This window comes from Streptomyces sp. NPDC028308 (genome assembly GCF_055565855.1).
The window spans coordinates 442,860-459,759 of record NZ_JBVHTO010000007.1; the positions used below are offsets into that span (position 1 = coordinate 442,860).

General features: G+C 72.4%; 15 protein-coding genes. 4 read left to right on the forward strand and 11 right to left on the reverse strand.

Translation table 11 applies throughout. The features are described 5' to 3' along the window. The first annotated feature begins 49 nt into the window (after positions 1–49). Positions 50–1,948, forward strand: a complete 1,899-nt coding sequence (locus tag ACZ4VA_RS18785) for an anthranilate synthase family protein (protein WP_388907237.1) — start codon at positions 50–52, stop codon at positions 1,946–1,948. Here the strand turns inward: ACZ4VA_RS18785 and ACZ4VA_RS18790 are convergent. From ACZ4VA_RS18790 to ACZ4VA_RS18810, 5 genes are all read right to left on the reverse strand, one after another. Next, on the reverse strand, positions 1,891–2,895 hold the full coding sequence (locus tag ACZ4VA_RS18790) for a 2-hydroxyacid dehydrogenase (protein ID WP_356174833.1): 1,005 nt from the start codon (positions 2,893–2,895) through the stop codon (positions 1,891–1,893). The two genes, ACZ4VA_RS18785 and ACZ4VA_RS18790, sit on opposite strands and share 58 nt — an antisense overlap. Before the next feature lie 82 nt (positions 2,896–2,977). Continuing rightward, positions 2,978–4,006, reverse strand: coding sequence for a 6-phosphofructokinase (locus ACZ4VA_RS18795; protein WP_355781367.1), 1,029 nt, complete (start codon positions 4,004–4,006; stop codon positions 2,978–2,980). Positions 4,007–4,164: 158 nt separating this feature from the next. After that, positions 4,165–4,812, reverse strand: coding sequence for a response regulator (locus ACZ4VA_RS18800; RefSeq protein ID WP_389392540.1), 648 nt, complete (start codon positions 4,810–4,812; stop codon positions 4,165–4,167). A gap of 192 nt (positions 4,813–5,004) precedes the next feature. After that, positions 5,005–6,225, reverse strand: coding sequence for a MacS family sensor histidine kinase (macS, locus tag ACZ4VA_RS18805; protein ID WP_355781373.1), 1,221 nt, complete (start codon positions 6,223–6,225; stop codon positions 5,005–5,007). A gap of 28 nt (positions 6,226–6,253) precedes the next feature. Continuing rightward, positions 6,254–7,066: a lysophospholipid acyltransferase family protein gene (locus tag ACZ4VA_RS18810; RefSeq protein ID WP_468082080.1), complete on the reverse strand. Its 813-nt coding sequence runs from the start codon at positions 7,064–7,066 to the stop codon at positions 6,254–6,256. 245 nt (positions 7,067–7,311) lie between these two features. Here ACZ4VA_RS18810 and ACZ4VA_RS18815 point away from each other — a divergent pair, with 245 nt between their 5' ends. Continuing rightward, a complete protein-coding gene (locus ACZ4VA_RS18815; protein ID WP_355781376.1) occupies positions 7,312–8,121 on the forward strand; it encodes an alpha/beta hydrolase in 810 nt (269 codons plus the stop codon). Further along, positions 8,114–8,746 (forward strand): hypothetical protein, encoded by a 633-nt coding sequence (locus ACZ4VA_RS18820; protein WP_356174827.1) that lies wholly within the window; start codon positions 8,114–8,116, stop codon positions 8,744–8,746. The genes ACZ4VA_RS18815 and ACZ4VA_RS18820 overlap by 8 nt, the downstream gene beginning before the upstream one ends. A 241-nt stretch (positions 8,747–8,987) precedes the next feature. Here the strand turns inward: ACZ4VA_RS18820 and ACZ4VA_RS18825 are convergent, their stop codons facing one another. The 6 genes from ACZ4VA_RS18825 to ACZ4VA_RS18850 all read right to left on the reverse strand — a co-directional run bounded on the left by ACZ4VA_RS18825 (position 8,988) and on the right by ACZ4VA_RS18850 (position 14,617). Beyond that, positions 8,988–9,758: an endonuclease/exonuclease/phosphatase family protein gene (locus ACZ4VA_RS18825; protein ID WP_468082083.1), complete on the reverse strand. Its 771-nt coding sequence runs from the start codon at positions 9,756–9,758 to the stop codon at positions 8,988–8,990. A gap of 438 nt (positions 9,759–10,196) precedes the next feature. Continuing rightward, positions 10,197–11,150, reverse strand: coding sequence for an ROK family glucokinase (locus ACZ4VA_RS18830; RefSeq protein WP_355794362.1), 954 nt, complete (start codon positions 11,148–11,150; stop codon positions 10,197–10,199). A gap of 54 nt (positions 11,151–11,204) precedes the next feature. Beyond that, positions 11,205–11,681 (reverse strand): DUF5304 domain-containing protein, encoded by a 477-nt coding sequence (locus tag ACZ4VA_RS18835; protein WP_355794361.1) that lies wholly within the window; start codon positions 11,679–11,681, stop codon positions 11,205–11,207. Between the two features lie 103 nt (positions 11,682–11,784). Then, positions 11,785–12,954: an ArsA family ATPase gene (locus ACZ4VA_RS18840; RefSeq protein ID WP_356174820.1), complete on the reverse strand. Its 1,170-nt coding sequence runs from the start codon at positions 12,952–12,954 to the stop codon at positions 11,785–11,787. Positions 12,955–13,270: 316 nt separating this feature from the next. Beyond that, on the reverse strand, positions 13,271–13,714 hold the full coding sequence (locus ACZ4VA_RS18845; protein ID WP_355779879.1) for an SRPBCC family protein: 444 nt from the start codon (positions 13,712–13,714) through the stop codon (positions 13,271–13,273). A 147-nt stretch (positions 13,715–13,861) separates the two neighbouring features. Then, on the reverse strand, positions 13,862–14,617 hold the full coding sequence (locus tag ACZ4VA_RS18850) for a metallophosphoesterase family protein (protein WP_468082114.1): 756 nt from the start codon (positions 14,615–14,617) through the stop codon (positions 13,862–13,864). A 338-nt stretch (positions 14,618–14,955) separates the two neighbouring features. Here ACZ4VA_RS18850 and ACZ4VA_RS18855 point away from each other — a divergent pair, with 338 nt between their 5' ends. Then, complete coding sequence (locus ACZ4VA_RS18855) at positions 14,956–16,752, forward strand: AMP-dependent synthetase/ligase (protein WP_355779882.1); 1,797 nt, start codon at positions 14,956–14,958, stop codon at positions 16,750–16,752. Positions 16,753–16,900 lie beyond the last annotated feature (148 nt).

Sequence of the window (16,900 nt, forward strand, 5' to 3'; positions counted from 1 at the left end):
CGGCCGTTCCTCCTGGTGGATCTCCGCCCTCCGAGAAGGAACAGGACCGATGAACCTGCCCGACCTGCTCGACGATCCCCGTCCGTTCGCCCTGCTGCGCCGTCGCACCCCCGGCCACGACCACGACACGGTGGAGCTGCTGCTCGGTCCGGTGCGCGAGGTGGAGAGCCTGGCCGACATCCCGGTGGGCGAGCGCCCCTCCCTGGCGCTGGTGCCCTTCCGGCAGATCCGCGAGCGCGGTTTCGACGTGCGCGACGACGGCACCCCGCTTTCGGTGCTGACCGCCGAGGAGACCCGCGTGATCCCGCTCGACGAGGCGCTGGCACAGCTCCCGTCGCACGACGTGCGCGTCGAGGACGGCGGCTTCGACGTCGTTGACGAGGAGTACGCCGGGATCGTCGGCCGGGTGCTGGAGGAGGAGATCGGGCGGGGCGAGGGCGCGAACTTCGTCATCCGGCGTACGTACGAGGGCCGGATCCCCGGGTTCGGCCGGGCCGACGCCCTCGCCCTCTTCCGCCGGCTGCTGGTCGGCGAGCGGGGCGCCTACTGGACGTACGTCGTGCACACCGGGGACCGGACGCTGGTCGGGGCGAGCCCCGAGGTGCACGTCCGGATGTCCGGCGGGACCGTCGTGATGAACCCGATCAGCGGGACCTACCGCTATCCGGAGCAGGGGCCGACACCCGAGGACCTGCTGGGCTTCCTCGCCGACGGCAAGGAGATCGAGGAGCTGTCGATGGTCGTCGACGAGGAGCTCAAGATGATGTGCACCGTCGGCGACCGGGGCGGCGTGGTGATCGGGCCGCGGCTGAAGGAGATGGCCCATCTCGCGCACACCGAGTACGAGTTGCGGGGCCGCTCCTCGCTGGACGTGCGCGAGGTGCTGCGGGAGACCATGTTCGCGGCGACCGTCACCGGGTCGCCGGTGCAGAACGCCTGCCGGGTGATCGAGCGGCACGAGGTGGGCGGGCGGGGCTACTACGCCGGAGCGCTGGCCCTCCTCGCCCGGGACGCGGGCGGGGCGCAGACCCTCGACTCCCCCATCCTGATCCGGACCGCCGACATCGACTCCGAGGGCGGGCTGCGCGTGCCGGTGGGCGCCACGCTGGTCCGCGGCTCGGACCCGGCGGGCGAGGTCGCCGAGACCCACGCGAAGGCCGCCGGGGTGCTGGCGGCGCTGGGGGTGCGTCCGGGCAGGCACCGGGCGGAGGGCGTACGGCCGCAGCTGGCGGACGATCCGCGGGTGCGGGCGGCGCTGGACGGGCGGCGGGCCGCGCTCGCGCCGTTCTGGCTGCGGATGCAGGAGCGGGCGGAGGGGCCGGCCGGGCACGCGCTGGTCGTGGACGGCGAGGACACCTTCACCGCGATGCTGGCCCACGTACTGCGGTCGTGCGGGCTCACGGTGACCGTGCGGCGGTACGACGAGCCGGGGTTGCGGGAGGCCGTCCTCGGACACGAGGGGCCGGTGGTCCTCGGCCCCGGTCCCGGTGACCCCTCGGACACCGCTGACCCGAAGATGCGGTTCCTGCGCGCCCTGACCGCCGAGGTGCTGCGCGGGCACCGGCACGGGGTGCTGGGCGTCTGCCTCGGCCACGAGCTGATCGCCGCCGAGCTGGGCCTTTCGATCGTCCGCAAGGACGTCCCCCACCAGGGCGCGCAGAGCGACATCGACCTGTTCGGGCGCACCGAGACGGTCGGCTTCTACAACAGCTTCACGGCCCGCTGCGACGACCGGGACCGCGCCGCGCTCGCCGCCCGGGACGTCGAGGTCGGGCTGAGCGCCACCGGCGAGGTGCACGCGCTGCGCGGGCCCGGGTTCGCCGGCGTGCAGTTCCATCCGGAGTCGGTGCTGTCGCTGCGCGGTACGGAGATCGTGCGGGAGCTGCTGGCTCAGCTGCGCGCGAGCGCCGGCACCAGCACGTTCTCCGAGCGCCGGCCCGCCAGGTAGTCGAGGACGTTGCGCACGGTGGTGTCGACGATCTGGGCGACGGCGTCCTCGGTGTAGTACGCCTGGTGGGAGGTGACCAGCACGTTCGGGAAGGTGACGAGGCGGGCCAGGGTGTCGTCGTCGACGGCCTCCAGGGACCGGTCGACGAAGAACAGGCCCGCCTCGGCCTCGTACACGTCGAGTCCGACCCCCGTGAAGCGGCCCTCGCGCAGCTCGGCGACGAGGGCCCGGGTGTCGACCAGGCCGCCCCGGCTGGAGTTCACGAGGATCGCGTCGTCCTTCATGGAGCGCAGCGCGGCGGCGTCGATGAGGTGCTGGGTCTCGGGCATCAGCGGCAGGTGCAGGGTGACCAGGTCGGACTCGGCGAGGAGCTGCTGCTTCGGGACGTATTTCATGCCGAGTTCCATGCAGGCGGGGTTCTCGGCGACGTCCCAGCCGAGCAGCCGCATGCCGAAGCCGTGGGCGATCCGGGTGAACGCCTCGCCGATCTTGCCGGTCCCGAGGACGCCGGCGGTGCGGCCGTGCATGTCGCGGCCCATCAGCCCGTCGAGCCGGAAGTCGAAGTCGCGGGTGCGGTTGGCGGCGCGCACGACCCGGCGGTTGACGGCCATGCCGAGGGTCCAGGCGAACTCGGCGACGGAGTACGGCGAGTAGTACGAGACGCGGGCGACCGTCATGCCGAGGCGCCCGGCGGCGTCCAGGTCGATGTTGTTGAAGCCGGTCGAGCGCTGGGCGATCATCCGTGTGCCGCCGGCCGCCAGGATCTCCAGGACGCGGGGCCCGAGTTCGGCGTTGACGCTGCTGGAGACGATCTCGTGGCCGGCCGCGATGGGGGCGGTGTCCTCGGTGAGGAAGACGTCGAGACAGCGGACCTCGCAGTGTCCGTCGAAGGCCTTCTCGATCAGCGGCTTCTCGTCGGACTGGACGCCGAAGGCCAGGATCTCCACGGTTCCTCCCGGGCTGAGGTGGTTACCGCCGAATATAGGGCGGCAACCACCGGGGCGCCGGTCGGCCGGGGACGGGCCAGGGTCAGCCGAAGAAGACGCCGACCTCCTCGTACAGCTTCGGGTCGACGGTCTTGAGCCTGGCCGTGGCCTCCGCCATCGGGACGCGGACGATGTCCGTGCCGCGCAGGGCGACCATCTTCCCGAAGTCGCCGTCGCGGACGGCCTCGATGGCGTGCAGTCCGAAGCGGGTGGCGAGCCAGCGGTCGAAGGCGCTCGGGGTGCCGCCGCGCTGGACGTGCCCGAGGACCGTGGTCCTGGCCTCCTTGCCGGTGCGCCGCTCGATCTCCTTGGCCAGCCACTCGCCGACGCCGGAGAGCCTCACGTGCCCGAAGGAGTCGAGGGTGCCGTCCTTGAGGACCATGTCGCCGTCCTTGGGCATCGCGCCCTCCGCGACGACCACGATCGGGGCGTACGACGCCTTGAACCGCGAGGTCACCCAGGCGCAGACCTGCTCGACGTCGAAGCGCTGCTCGGGGATCAGGATCACATTCGCGCCGCCCGCGAGGCCCGAGTGGAGGGCGATCCAGCCCGCGTGCCGCCCCATCACCTCGCAGACCAGGACCCGCATGTGGGACTCGGCGGTGGTGTGGAGCCGGTCGATGGCCTCGGTGGCGATGCCGACGGCCGTGTCGAAGCCGAAGGTGTAGTCGGTGGCCGAGAGGTCGTTGTCTATGGTCTTCGGGACGCCGACGACGCCGATGCCGAACTCGTCGTTGAGCCGCGCGGCGACTCCCAGCGTGTCCTCGCCGCCGATCGCGATGAGCGCCTCGACCTCCTGCTTGCCGAGGTTCTCCTTGATCCGGCGGACGGCGTCCTGCTGTTTGAGGGGGTTGGTGCGCGAGGAGCCGAGGATGGTGCCGCCGCGGGGCAGGATCCCGCGCACCGCCGGGATGTCGAGCCGCACGGTGTCGTTCTCCAGGGGGCCTCGCCAGCCGTCCCGGAAGCCGACGAAGTCGTAGCCGTACTCCTGCACGCCCTTGCGGACGATGCCCCGGATGACGGCGTTGAGCCCGGGGCAGTCGCCGCCTCCGGTCAGTACTCCGACTCGCATGGAAAAGTCCCTTCGCCGGGTTGCCTGATGGAACTCACGCTAATAGTGATCCAGGTCACTTCGGCATGGGGCGGAAGGTCAATTCCGGTGCAATGTCCGGGAGTTGATCACTGTGCCGTCACTCGTCGGTGCGAACGGGCGGTTTACCCGGCGGGGTGTCAGGCGTCGTCGAGGCCGCGCTCTATGGCGTAGCGCACCAGCTCGACGCGGTTGTGCAGCTGGAGTTTGCCGAGGGTGTTCTGCACGTGGTTCTGCACGGTGCGGTGCGAGATGACCAGGCGTTCGGCGATCTGCTTGTAGCTCAGGCCCTTGGCGACCAGCCGCAGGACCTCCGTCTCCCGGTCGGTGAGCTGGGGGGCCTTGGGCTCGTCGGCGCCCGCGGCGGGCGCGGGCTCGGAGGCGAGCCTGCGGTACTCGCCGAGGACCAGGCCCGCGAGTCCGGGGGTGAACACCGGGTCGCCGACCGCCGTCCGGCGCACCGCGTCGATCAGCTCCTCCGTGGACGCCGACTTCAGCAGGTAGCCCGTGGCGCCGGACTTGACCGCCTCCAGCACGTCGGCGTGCTCGCCGCTGGCCGACAGGACCAGGACGCGCAGGGCGGGGTCGGCGCCGACGAGTTCCTTGCAGACCTGGACGCCGGGCTTGGCGGGCAGGTTCAGGTCCAGGACGAGGACCTCGGGCGAGACGGCCTGGGCCCGGCGTACGGCCTGCTCGCCGTCGCCCGCCGTGGCGACCACGTCGAAACCGGCCTCGGCGAGGTCGCGGGCGACCGCGTCGCGCCACATCGGGTGGTCGTCGACGACCATCACCCTGATCGGGTCCCCGCCCGGCTGCTGCGCCGCCCCCGTCGTCCCCGTCGTCGTCTCCGTCATCACTGCCCCGTCGTCCTCGTCGTCGCGATTGTCGTCGTACGGCTCGTCGCCGTGCTCGTCGTGCTCGTCGTTCCGTCCGGCCCGGCCCGGTATCGGTGCCTGCGCCTGTGCCTGTGCCCCGCCGTGTCAGCGCACCCCCGCGGCCCCCCGCGCGGCCTTCGGCACCCTCAGCTCGACCTCCGTGCCCTGCCCGGGGACCGAGATCAGCTCGGCGGTGCCGCCGATGTCCCGCAGCCGACCCCGGATCGAGAGGGCGACACCGAGCCGCCCCTCCCCCTCCGCCTGGGCGAGCCGCCCCTCCGGGATGCCGGGCCCCTCGTCGCGCACGGTCACGATCACCGCGTCCGGCTCGTCCTCGACCAGGATCCAGGCGCGGGCGCTCTCCCCGACGTGCTCACGGACGTTGTCCAGAGCGGCGCCGACGGCACCGGCCAGCTCCCGCGCCGCGACCGGGGGCAGCGGCACCGGCGCGCCTGGCTCGGAGAGGGTCACCCGCGCGCGTGCGTAGCGTGCGAGCAGCGGGCGCAGGTCGACCGGCTCGCCCGTCTCCTCGTCCGGTTCGTCCACCGCGCGGACGACGGCACCGAGCGCCACGTCCTCGGAGACCCGCGAGACCGGCACGAGCCCTCCGGAGACCAGTGAGCGCAGGGCCACCTCCTGCTCGCCCGCCATCCGCCCCAGTTCGGCCGCCTCGCCGCCGAGCACCGCGCCCCGCCGCTGCACCATGGCGAGGACCTGGAGCACACCGTCGTGGATGTCCCGGGCCAGGCGCTCCCGCTCCCGGGTCGCCGCCTCGATCTCCAGGGCCCGGGCGAGGGTGCGCTCGGAGGCGCGGGCGACCTCGACCACGTAGCCGATGGCGATGGAGGCGACCCAGACGAGGATCACGTTGTGGACGGTGTCCCGGGTCGGGGCGCCGCGCTCGGCGATGTTGACGACCGCGACGAGCGTGGAGGCGAAGGCCGCCCAGCGCCAGCCGCCCTTGATGGCGAAGGCCAGCACGGATCCCGCGGTCCAGATCGACGGCAGGGTCGGACCGCCGGCCTCTATCCGGGACACGTCGTCGGCGACCCGGGTGAGCAGGACGCCCGCCAGCGCGACGGTGAGGTCGGCGGCGAGGAACGGCTTGGTGCACGCCGCGGCCCCGGCGACCCGGGGCAGCGTCGCGAGGGTCCACCCGGCCAGCACCACGTAGTAGCCGACGGCCACCCAGGGCCGGGGGAACCTGTCGTACGCGGTGACGAAGAGCCCGATCGCGTAGAACAGGGTCAGGACGCGGTACGCGGTGAGCGCACGCCACAGCGGCTGCTCGACCGACATCCTCATGACTCTCTCGCGCTTGGCCATGTCCCCCACCCCCACATGACGGACGCGGTTACGAGCCGGACCGTTCCCCGTCCGCCCGTTCCCTGCCGTCCTGTTCCGCCTGGGCCCGGTCCCTGGCGGCCTGGGCCCTGTCCTTCTCCGCCTGCGCGAGCGCGGCCCTGGCCGCCTTCTCGGCTTCCTTCTCCGCCTTGGCCGCCTCCGCGATCTGCCGCTTGGCGGCCGTCGCGTAGATGTCGACGTACTCCTGGCCGGAGAGCTTCATGATCTCGTACATGACCTCGTCGGTCACGGCGCGGAGCACGAAGCGGTCGTGCTCCATGCCGCTGTACCGGCTGAAGTCCAGGGGCCTGCCGATGCGGATGCCGGGCCGCATCAGCTTCGGCATCACCTGCCCGGGCGGCTGGATCTTCTCCGTGTCGATCATGGCGACCGGGATCACCGGGGCACCGGTGGCCAGTGCCACGCGCGCGAGACCGCCGGGTTTGCCCCGGTACAGACGCCCGTCGGGCGAGCGCGTGCCCTCGGGATAGATCCCGAACAGCTCACCGCGCTCGATGACGTCGACCCCGCTCTTGATGGCCGCCTCCCCCGCGCCGCGCCCTCCGGAGCGGTCCACGGGAAGCTGGCCCACGCCCTTGAAGAAGGCCGCGGTCATCCGCCCCTTGATGCCGGGCGTGGTGAAGTACTCGGCCTTCGCGATGAACGTCACCTTGCGGTCGAGGACCGCGGGGAGGAAGAACGAGTCCGAGAACGACAGGTGATTGCTCGCCAGGATGGCGGGGCCCTCGGCGGGAATGTTCTCGAGGCCTTCCACCCAGGGCCTGAAGGCGAGCTTCAGTGGCCCTCCGATGGAAAACTTCATTGCGCCGTAGATCAACCGAGTGCCTCCTGTGTCGTCGGTCAGACCTTAACCCGGAGCACTGCCAATGGCCCCGACGACCCTGGTCGGTGTCAGTGCGGTCGCGTACGGTGAAGTACGCCCCGAACCCTCGGGACCCTCGGGCGCACGTGCCGCCCCGGTCGTCGTGCCGTCTCCGGTTCGCCCGCCCGTGACCCGTTCCGCCCGCACATGACCGTTCCGCCCCCTGATGAGCAAGGAGACCGAAGGTGCCGGTCCTTCCCGGAGCCGAGCCGTACCGCCACGAAGGCGGAGAGACCGGCGTCCTCCTCTGTCACGGCTTCACCGGTTCCCCGCAGTCGCTGCGCCCCTGGGCGGAGTACCTGGCCGAGCGGGGTCTGACCGTCGCGCTGCCGCTGCTGCCCGGGCACGGCACGCGCTGGGAGGACATGCAGCTCACCGGCTGGCAGGACTGGTACGCGGAGGTGGACCGCGAGCTGCGGGCCCTGCGGGAGCGGTGCACGCGCGTGTTCGTCTGCGGCCTGTCCATGGGCGGCGCCCTGACCCTGCGGCTGGCCGCCCGGCACGGGGACGACATCAGCGGCATCGTCGTCGTCAACCCGGCGAACAAGGTGCACGGACTCTCCGCGTACGCCCTTCCGGTCCTGCGGCACCTGGTGCGCACGACGAAGGGGCTCACCAGCGACATCGCCAAGGAGGGCGGCGTCGAGATCGGCTACGACAAGGTGCCGCTGCACGCCGCCCACTCGCTGCGGAACTTCTTCCGGGTGGTCGACGCGGAGCTGCCGCAGGTCACGCAGCCGATGCTGCTGCTGCACAGCCCCCAGGACCATGTCGTGCCGCCCGCCGACTCGGCCCGCATCCTCAGCCGGGTGTCGTCCACGGACGTGACCGAGATCCTGCTGGAACAGAGCTACCACGTCGCGACGTTGGACCATGACGCGGACCGGATCTTCGAGGAGAGCTACGCGTTCATCGGCCGGCTCGCGCCCGAGGTCGGCGAGGAGTCCGAAGCGGGTCAGGTGAGTCAGCAGGAAGGGACGGCCACCGGTGGCTGAGTACGACGCGGACCGCGGCGAGCCAGACGAGAAGGACCCGCCGCTCGGTGACGAGCAGAGCGTGCCCTTCGACGAGGAGGCCGCGTGGGCGGCGATCGTCGCCGGGTACGGTGCCGAGCCGCCGGACCCGCCCGGCGCGAAGCCCTTCAAGTCCGTCGAGGACCTGGCCCTGCTGGACCCGGAGACCAACGACGCGAAGACGGACGGCACCGGGGCGGACGACGCGGAGAAGGACGCCCCCGGTCGGCGCGCCAAGGAGCCCCCGGCGTCGGCTAGACCGCTGGGCAGCTCCGTCGCCTTCGCCCCGGGCGTCGCCGGCGGCCCCCGCGACTACGAGTCCCCCGACGCCTCCGACGACGACTTCGGCGACGACGACGAGGGCCACTTCGTGCCGCCCGAGCCGCCCCCGCTGCCCGCGGCCGACACGACGGCCAAGTTCGCCTGGCTCGCGGTGACCGGCGGGCCCGTGCTGCTGCTGCTCGCGGTGCTGCTCGGCTGGGACATGACCTGGTGGCTCGCCACCCTCGGCATCGGCGGTTTCCTCGGCGGCTTCGCCACGCTGGTCACGCGCATGCGGGGCGACGACGAGGGCGAGGACGACCCCGGCCGCGGCGCGGTCGTCTGACCTCCACGGCTTCCCCGCCCGACTGGCCGGAGGCAGGCTCTAGGTCGTGTCCGCGAAGTCCCGCCTGTTCCGCGACGCCTGGCACGCACTCTCGCCGCACCGGGCGAAGCCCCGAGTACGTCCAGTACGAGGGACTCCGCCCGGCCCTCCCCCAGCCTCCGGCCGGGGGGACCCCCAGAGCACGCACCAGACGCCGCGGAACCCGCCCTCCGGGCGGACGACGGGACGTCGCGGACACGACCTAGGCGGCGGGGATTCTGAGGGCGGCGAGGACCGGAAGGTGGTCCGTGGCCGCCCTCAGGTCCGTCTCCGTCACCCCGGGATGGCCGATCGGCACCCCGCAGCCCAGGATCTCGATGCCGGGGGTCGCGAAGAGGGCGTCGATGCGCTGGTGGGGGTCGGCGGGGGTCGAGGTGTGCTCGGCGCCCCAGGGGGCGGTCGCCCAGCAGTCGCGGAGTTCCTCGCCGATGCGGGTGAAGGCACGGCCGCCCGGGCGCTCGTTCAGGTCGCCGCCCGCGACGGCGTACGGGGTGCCGAGTCCCGCGACGCGGTCGAGGAGCAGGCCCGCCTGCTCGTACCGCTCGTCCCTCTGCAGCGAGAGGTGACAGCTCACGACGCCCAGGCGGGCCCCGCCGAAGCGGACCACCGCGGTCGCGAAGCCGCGGCGGTGCAGGCCCGGGGTGAGCGGGAGCAGGACGTCCTCGGTCCGTTCGACCGTCGCGCGCAGGCTGCAGAGAACGGCCGGCCCGGACGCCGTGGCGCCGCCCGTCAGGACCACCTGCCCCGAGGCCGCCGCGAGCCGGGCCAGTTTCTTGCGCCAGCGGAAGAACCGCGGCGCCTCCTGGACGAGGACCAGGTCGGGTGCGCAGGCGCTGATCACCCGGGCGAGGGCGTCGGTGTCGTCGCGCATCGACCGGATGTTGTAGCTGAGCACCCGCACGACGGCCGAACCGTCGGCTTCGGTGCGGGAGTCGGGCAGCGGACGGGTCGCGCTCGGCGTGCTCGCAGACATGCCGATCAAGATACGACAGCCGCCCCCTGCACACGGCCCCGACGGCGCGACCCCACCGACGGTCCGGCGCATCGCCGAGGGCTGGGCGCGGTGGTCCCGGACAGCCTTGGCCAGTCCGGGGCCGCATTCCGGCGAGCGGGAACGTATGCGTGCCTGCCCGTCCCGGCACGCCCCGGCCGGTCCGGGGCTATGTCCCGGATAACGAGGACGCGTGCGGGCCTGCCCGTCCCGCCACTCCGTGGCCGGCCCCGGGGGACGTCTCGGCAACCGGGCACCTATGCGAGCCTGCCCGTCCGGGCACGCCCTGGCCGGTCCGGGGGCGCGTCCCGGTGACCGGGGCTGCCCCGGCCGTGGGGCGGGGCGCGGTGGTCCATGACGCGGCAGCGCCCGCCGTGCCCCTCGTGGGGTGCGGCGGGCGCTGCCGTGGAGCGGGGGCCGTCACATGACGGGGTCGGGCTCCCGGGCCAGGTCCGCCGCACCGACGAGACCGGCCTTGTTGCCCAGCTGCGCGGCGATGACGTCGGCCACGGGCCGCCAGTTCCCGCCGACCAGCCAGCGCTTGTACGACTTGCGGATCGGGTCGAGCACCAGGTCGCCCTCGTCCGACAGGCCGCCGCCGACGATGAAGGCGGAGGGGTCGAAGAGGGAGGCCAGGTCGGCCAGGCCGGCGCCGGCCCAGCGGGCCAGCTCGCGGTAGGAGTCCACGGCGACCGGGCAGCCCTGCCGGGCGGCCATCGAGATGTGCTTGCCCTCGATCCCGTCCGGGGTGCCGTCCCCGAGGGCCAGCAGGACCTCGGCGCGCTCCGGGGTCGCGTTGGCGCGCTGCTTGGCGTACCGGACGAGGGCACGGCCGGACGCGTACTGCTCCCAGCAGCCCTGCGAACCGCAGCCGCACAGCAGCCCGTCCGGGACCATCCGGATGTGCCCGAACTCGGCGGCGACGCCGAAGTGCCCGCGGCGCAGCTTGTTGCCGATGATGATGCCGCCGCCGAGGCCGGTGCCGAGGGTGATGCAGATGACGTTGCGGTGCCCCTTGCCGGCACCGAACTTGTACTCGCCCCACGCGGCCGCGTTCGCGTCGTTCTCCACGACGACGGGCAGACCGACCCGGGCCTCGACCTCGTCCTTCAGTGGCTCCTGCCGCCAGTCGATGTTCGGCGCGAAGTACACGGTCGAGCGCTGACGGTTGACGTAACCGGCGGCACCGATGCCCACGCCCACGATGTCGTGCCCCGCCCGGGCACCCTCCACTGCCGCGGCGATGGCGTCCACGATCGCCTGCGGTGTGGTGGGGGTCGGCACCTTGAAGGTCGAGAGGATGTTGCCTTCCTCGTCGACCACGCCCGCCGCGATCTTCGTGCCGCCGATGTCGACGCCGATGGTGAGTCCCATGAATCCCTCAGTTTCGGTCGAGCCCCGCTACGGGCAACCGTACCCGAGGGGCTCTCAGTCCAAGTCGATGTGTTCCCCGGGACCGGTGCCCTCGTCCCGGGGGCGGGTGGTGTCCCGGGCCGTCCAGCGCCGCTCCTGGGCCTCGACGGCGGAGCGGTAGGCGGCGAGCAGCTCGGAGCCGGCGGCCGCCAGGTGGTCGAAGACGTCCGGGTTGCGTTCTATGACGGGTTCCACCGCCGCCTTGGCCTGCTGCACGACCTGGCTGACCATCTGCTGGGCCGTGCCCGAGGCGACGGCACCGAACAGCGGCGACTGCAGTCCGGACAGCTTGTCGGCGACGGCGTCGACGAGCTTGCGCAGTTCCTCGGCGGCGGAGCCGGGCGGCGTGCCGTGCTCGGCCCTGCGCCGGGCCTTCTCCGCCGCGAGGTCCTCGGCGCACGCCTTCGCCCAGGCGTCGGCATCGGCGTCGGCGGCTCGCACCTCGTCGTCCCTGTCCTGAGCGGCGTCGGACGTGGGGCGCTCTTCGCTCATGGCGGACTCCTGACTACGTTTCGTCCCTCCGACGTTACCCGAACGGAGGTATGCGGTTCACCGTGTCCGCGGCCCGGTTTCCCGGCCGGTGACCGCGATCCGGTCACCGGCCCTGCGGCCACAGCCCGGGATCGGGGGCGAACCGCACGCGCAGCTCGCCCTCGCGCAGGGCGGCGCCGGCCACCGTGCAGCGGCGCAGCACGGACGGCAGCGGCACGATCCTGCGGAACTGTCCGACGGCCACGACGAGTTCGTCGCCGCGGCGGACGAGGTCCAGTTCCTCACGTATCGCGCCGGGCAGCGGGAGGTGCCAGACGAGCACCCCGTCGTCGGCGAGGTGGTCGGTGACGGGCCACTCGACCGGCGTCCCGGATTCACCCGCACCGGGGACGGCGAGTGCGGTCAGGTCGTCGGCGCCGCGGGGGTCGTGCCCGAGGTGCGGGACCTCGTGCAGGGCGTACGCCCCCCGCCATTCGTCCAGGGCCTTGGACTGCTGGGCCGCCAGCGCGGCCAGCCAGTGGTCCTCCGTGGCGGAAGGCAGTACGCGGTTGGCGACCAGGGAGTCGACGCGCAGACCGCGCAGGGCGAGGGCGGTGCCCGCGGTGCGTACGGCGTCGGCGCCGGCCGGTCCGGGCTCGGCGACCAGCCGTACGGTCGTGGCGTCGTCCCCGACGACCGCCTCCACGGCGGCGAGCTCGACGTCCCAGCGGGCCGCCGTCTCGTACAGCCACTCCGCGGGCATCGGTACGCCGGCCAGCCGGCCGAGCATGGGGCGCAGGGCGCGGGCGGCCTGGCGTTCGGCCGGGAGCAGCCGGCGCAGATAGCGGCGCAGTTCCTCGGGGAGCGCGAGGAGGGCGAGGGCCTGCGGGGCCGGCGGGAGGTCGACGACCAGCAGGCCGTACGTGCCCGAGGTGGCCGCGTCGCGCAGGGCGCGCAAAAGCGCGAGCTCTTCGGCGCCGGGCAGCGGGGTGACCTCCTCGGCGTCGAGACGGGTGGCTCCGAGGAGGTCCAGGGCGCTGGTGGCGCGCTCCTGGAAGGCCGTGAGGTCGTCGCGGAAGCGTTCGGCGGCATCGGGGCGCCAGGCGGTGAGGTGCGGCGCGGCCTCGACGGGGTCCGCGCCGGTACGGGTGCCGAGGGCCGCCCCGAGGGTGTCGGTGCGGTCGGCGCTCAGGACCAGGGTGCGGGTGCCCTCGCGGGCGGCCTTCAGCGCGGTGGCCGCGGCGACGGTGGTGCGGCCGGTGCCGCCTTGGCCGGTGATCAGGATGGTGCGCATGGTGGTGAACGGTACCTGGGCCTTGCCGGCCGGGGGGCGGGCTCACCTGGGCGTCGGCCTGCCTGGCGGGCGTTCGGTTCGTCGGCCCCCGTCGCGGGGGTGCCCTCGGTTTCCCAGCCGTCGATCGCCCTGCGGGCTCGTCCTCAAACGCCGGACGGCCTGAATCCCTGCCCCCCGACGCGAACGCACCCCCGGCTTCCCAGCCGTCGAACGCCCTGCGGGCTCGTCCTCAAACGCCGGACGGGCTGGAATTTTCCGGACCGCGTCGAAAAGCCTCCGCTCAGGCGGATGACACCGGCGTTACCTCCGGCTCCGGCTACTTCTCGCCGGATTCCACTCGCTTCTTCAGGCCCGCCAGGGCGCGGTCGATGATGACCTTCTCGGCCTTGCGCTTGATCATGCCGAGCATGGGGATCTTGACGTCGACGGTCAGGCGGTAGGTGACCTCGGTGGCGTTGGGGCCGGCCGGGGCGAGGTGGTACGAGCCGTCGAGGGAGCGGAGCATCTGGGACTTGACCAGGGTCCAGGAGACCTCGTGGTCGCCGGTCCAGGTGTAGCCCAGCGTCTGGTCGTCCTTGATGGCGCCCGCGTCCATGACGAGACGCACCTGCTCGGCGCGGCCCCGCGCGTCCGTGGCGAGAACCTCCGCCTCCTTCACCTCGCCGGTCCAGTCCGGGTAGCGGGCGAAGTCCGCGATCACCGCCATGACGTCGGCCGGTGCCGCCTCGATCGTGATGCTCGAGCTGGTGTGTTCCGCCATCGCGGTGGCTCCTCCAGATGCGGTCCGGTGAGGAAGGGTGCTGCGCACGTGTGTGCAGCGTGAAGGCTACCGCGCGCGGACCTCCCCGCCGTCACCGCGTCCGCGGGGCCGAGAACGCCGCGTGGCCTGCCCGGAGGATCGCGGACCTCACCATTCCAGGGCCCAGGGCCGGCCCGAGCTCGCGAAGTGCCCCACGTTCACGCACTCGGTCGCCCGGACGCGCATCCGCCGGACCAGCGGCTGGTGGACGTGGCCGAAGAGCGAGTAGCGCGGGCGGGTGCGGTGGATGGCGTCCAGCAGGGCCCGGCTGCCGCGTTCGAAACGGCGCGCCACCGTGTCGTACACCAGCTCCGGCACCTCCGGCGGGATGTGCGTGCACAGCACGTCGACCTCGCCGACCGCCTCGATCTTGGCCGCGTACTCCTCGTCGCTGATCTCGTACGGCGTGCGCATCGGCGTGCGCAGTCCGCCGCCGACGAACCCGAAGACCCACCCGCCGATCTCCACCCGTTCGCCGTCGAGGACCGTCGTACCGGGTCCGGCGTATTCCGGCCACAGGGTCGGCATGTCGACATTGCCGTAGGTGGCGTACGTCGGTGCCGGGAAGGCGCCGAACAGTTCGGCGTACTGCTTGCGTACCGCCTTCTCGATGGCCGCGGCCCGGTCCGCGCCGATCCCGCTCCACAGCCGGGCCCCGAACTCGCGCGCCTCCTCGAAGCGGCGGGCGGTGCGCAGCTCGACGATGCGGTCCGCGTTCTCCGGTCCGAAGAGGTCGGGGAAGATGCCGCGCGAGTGGTCGGCGTAGTCCAGGAAGAGCACCAGGTCACCCAGGCAGATCAGGGCGTCGGCGCCCTCTCCGGCCGTGGCCAGATCGCGCGCGTTGCCGTGCACGTCGCTGACCACATGGACGCGCGTCCTTCGGTTACCGCCTCGTGTGGGTGCCATGACGATCAAGCGTAGGCGTGTGCGGCAAACGTGAACAGAGGCGGCCGGACCTGCGGTTACTGGCTAGTCCCGAAGGGGGTGGACTACTGTGCGCGAAGGAACGCCAACACGTGTGACGCATAGAACATCTCGCCGGGACCCCCTGTCGTAGAAGCCATACCGGCGGGTAACGTCCGGGCCGTCCAGTCGTGCTCAGGATTTCAACCATGACGTCTTCGAGCACCTGCCCGAGCCTTGGACCGCACCGTCGCATCACACAGAGTCGTGGCGCCGGCGCCCTATGAGGAGCAGCAGTCTTGCGCGAGTTCAGCCTTCCGGCTTTGTACGAGGTCCCTGCGGACGGCAATCTGACCGACATCGTCCGCAGAAACGCCGCGCAGCATCCCGATGTCGCCGTCATCGCCCGCAAGGTGGGCGGCACGTGGACGGACGTCAGCGCCACCACGTTCCTCGCCGAGGTGCGGGCCGCGGCCAAGGGCCTGATCGCGTCCGGCGTCCAGCCGGGCGACCGGGTCGGCCTGATGTCCCGCACCCGCTACGAGTGGACGCTGCTCGACTTCGCGATCTGGAGCGCCGGCGCGGTCACCGTTCCGGTGTACGAGACCAGCTCGGCGGAGCAGGTGCAGTGGATCCTCGGCGACTCGGGCGCGACCGCCTGCATCGTCGAGCTGGAGACGCACGCCGCCTCCGTCGAGTCGGTGCGCGACCGGCTGCCCGCGCTCAAGCACATCTGGCAGATCGACGCCGGCGGCGTCGAGGAGCTGGGGCGCGCGGGCAAGGACGTCTCGGACGAGACCGTCGAGGAGCGCAGCTCGGCCGCCAAGGCCGACGACCCGGCGACCATCGTCTACACCAGCGGCACGACCGGCCGTCCCAAGGGTTGCGTCCTCACCCACCGCGCCTTCTTCGCGGAGTGCGGCAACATCGTGGAGCGGCTGCGCCCGCTGTTCCGCACCGGCGAGTGCTCGGTCCTTCTCTTCCTGCCGCTCGCGCACGTCTTCGGGCGCCTGGTGCAGGTGGCGCCGATGATGGCGCCGATCAAGCTCGGCTGCGTCCCGGACATCAAGAACCTCACCGACGAGCTGGCCGCCTTCCGGCCGACGCTGATCCTCGGCGTGCCGCGCGTCTTCGAGAAGGTCTACAACTCGGCGCGCGCCAAGGCGCAGGCGGACGGCAAGGGCAAGATCTTCGACAAGGCGGCGGACACGGCGATCGCCTACAGCCGCGCGCTGGACACGCCCTCCGGGCCGTCCCTCGGTCTGAAGATCAAGTACAAGACCTTCGACAAGCTCGTCTACAGCAAGCTCCGGGCCGTGCTCGGCGGGCGGGGCGAGTACGCGATCTCCGGCGGCGCGCCCCTCGGTGAGCGGCTCGGCCACTTCTTCCGCGGTATCGGCTTCACGGTCCTGGAGGGCTACGGCCTCACCGAGTCCTGCGCGGCCACCGCCTTCAACCCGTGGGACCGCACCAAGATCGGCACGGTCGGGCAGCCGCTGCCGGGGTCCGTGGTGCGGATCGCGGACGACGGTGAGGTGCTGCTGCACGGCGAGCACCTGTTCAAGGAGTACTGGAACAACGAGGGCGCGACCGCCGAGGCGCTGGCCGACGGCTGGTTCCACACCGGTGACATCGGCACCCTCGACGAGGACGGGTACCTCCGGATCACCGGCCGCAAGAAGGAGATCATCGTCACGGCGGGCGGCAAGAACGTCGCCCCGGCCGTGATCGAGGACCGCATCCGGGCGCACGCGCTGGTCGCCGAGTGCATGGTGGTCGGCGACGGGCGGCCCTTCGTGGGTGCGCTGGTCACCGTCGACGAGGAGTTCCTGGGCCGCTGGGCCGAGGAGCACGGGAAGCCTGCCGGGTCCACGGCGGCGTCTCTCCGGGAGGATCCGGAGCTGCTGCGCGCGATCCAGGACGCCGTCGACGACGGCAACGCGGCGGTGTCGAAGGCGGAGTCGGTGCGGAAGTTCCGGCTGTTGCCGGCGCAGTTCACCGAGGAGTCGGGGCATCTCACGCCGTCGCTGAAGCTGAAGCGGAACGTTGTGGCGAAGGACTTCGCGGACGAGATCGAGGCGATTTATCGGGGCTGATGCCCGAGCGGCGGTTCCCTCTGTCGTCCGGGGTGACGTGTCTGCGGCGTCCACTGGGCGTGGGGGCGCGTTCGTCGTGGGGTGTGGGGAGGGCGTCCGTTTGTGCGGGCGCCCTTTCGCCGTACGGGGCGTTTCCCCCCTCGGCCGG

Coding starts and splice junctions, on each gene's coding strand:
- ACZ4VA_RS18825 (WP_468082083.1), bottom strand. CDS start 9,758: ATGTCTGCGAGCACGCCGAGCGCGACCCGTCCGCTGCCCGACTCCCGC.
- ACZ4VA_RS18835 (WP_355794361.1), bottom strand. CDS start 11,681: ATGAGCGAAGAGCGCCCCACGTCCGACGCCGCTCAGGACAGGGACGAC.
- macS (WP_355781373.1), bottom strand. CDS start 6,225: ATGGCCAAGCGCGAGAGAGTCATGAGGATGTCGGTCGAGCAGCCGCTG.
- ACZ4VA_RS18840 (WP_356174820.1), bottom strand. CDS start 12,954: ATGCGCACCATCCTGATCACCGGCCAAGGCGGCACCGGCCGCACCACC.
- ACZ4VA_RS18795 (WP_355781367.1), bottom strand. CDS start 4,006: ATGCGAGTCGGAGTACTGACCGGAGGCGGCGACTGCCCCGGGCTCAAC.
- ACZ4VA_RS18845 (WP_355779879.1), bottom strand. CDS start 13,714: ATGGCGGAACACACCAGCTCGAGCATCACGATCGAGGCGGCACCGGCC.
- ACZ4VA_RS18800 (WP_389392540.1), bottom strand. CDS start 4,812: ATGGTCGTCGACGACCACCCGATGTGGCGCGACGCGGTCGCCCGCGAC.
- ACZ4VA_RS18785 (WP_388907237.1), top strand. CDS start 50: ATGAACCTGCCCGACCTGCTCGACGATCCCCGTCCGTTCGCCCTGCTG.
- ACZ4VA_RS18830 (WP_355794362.1), bottom strand. CDS start 11,150: ATGGGACTCACCATCGGCGTCGACATCGGCGGCACGAAGATCGCGGCG.
- ACZ4VA_RS18810 (WP_468082080.1), bottom strand. CDS start 7,066: ATGAAGTTTTCCATCGGAGGGCCACTGAAGCTCGCCTTCAGGCCCTGG.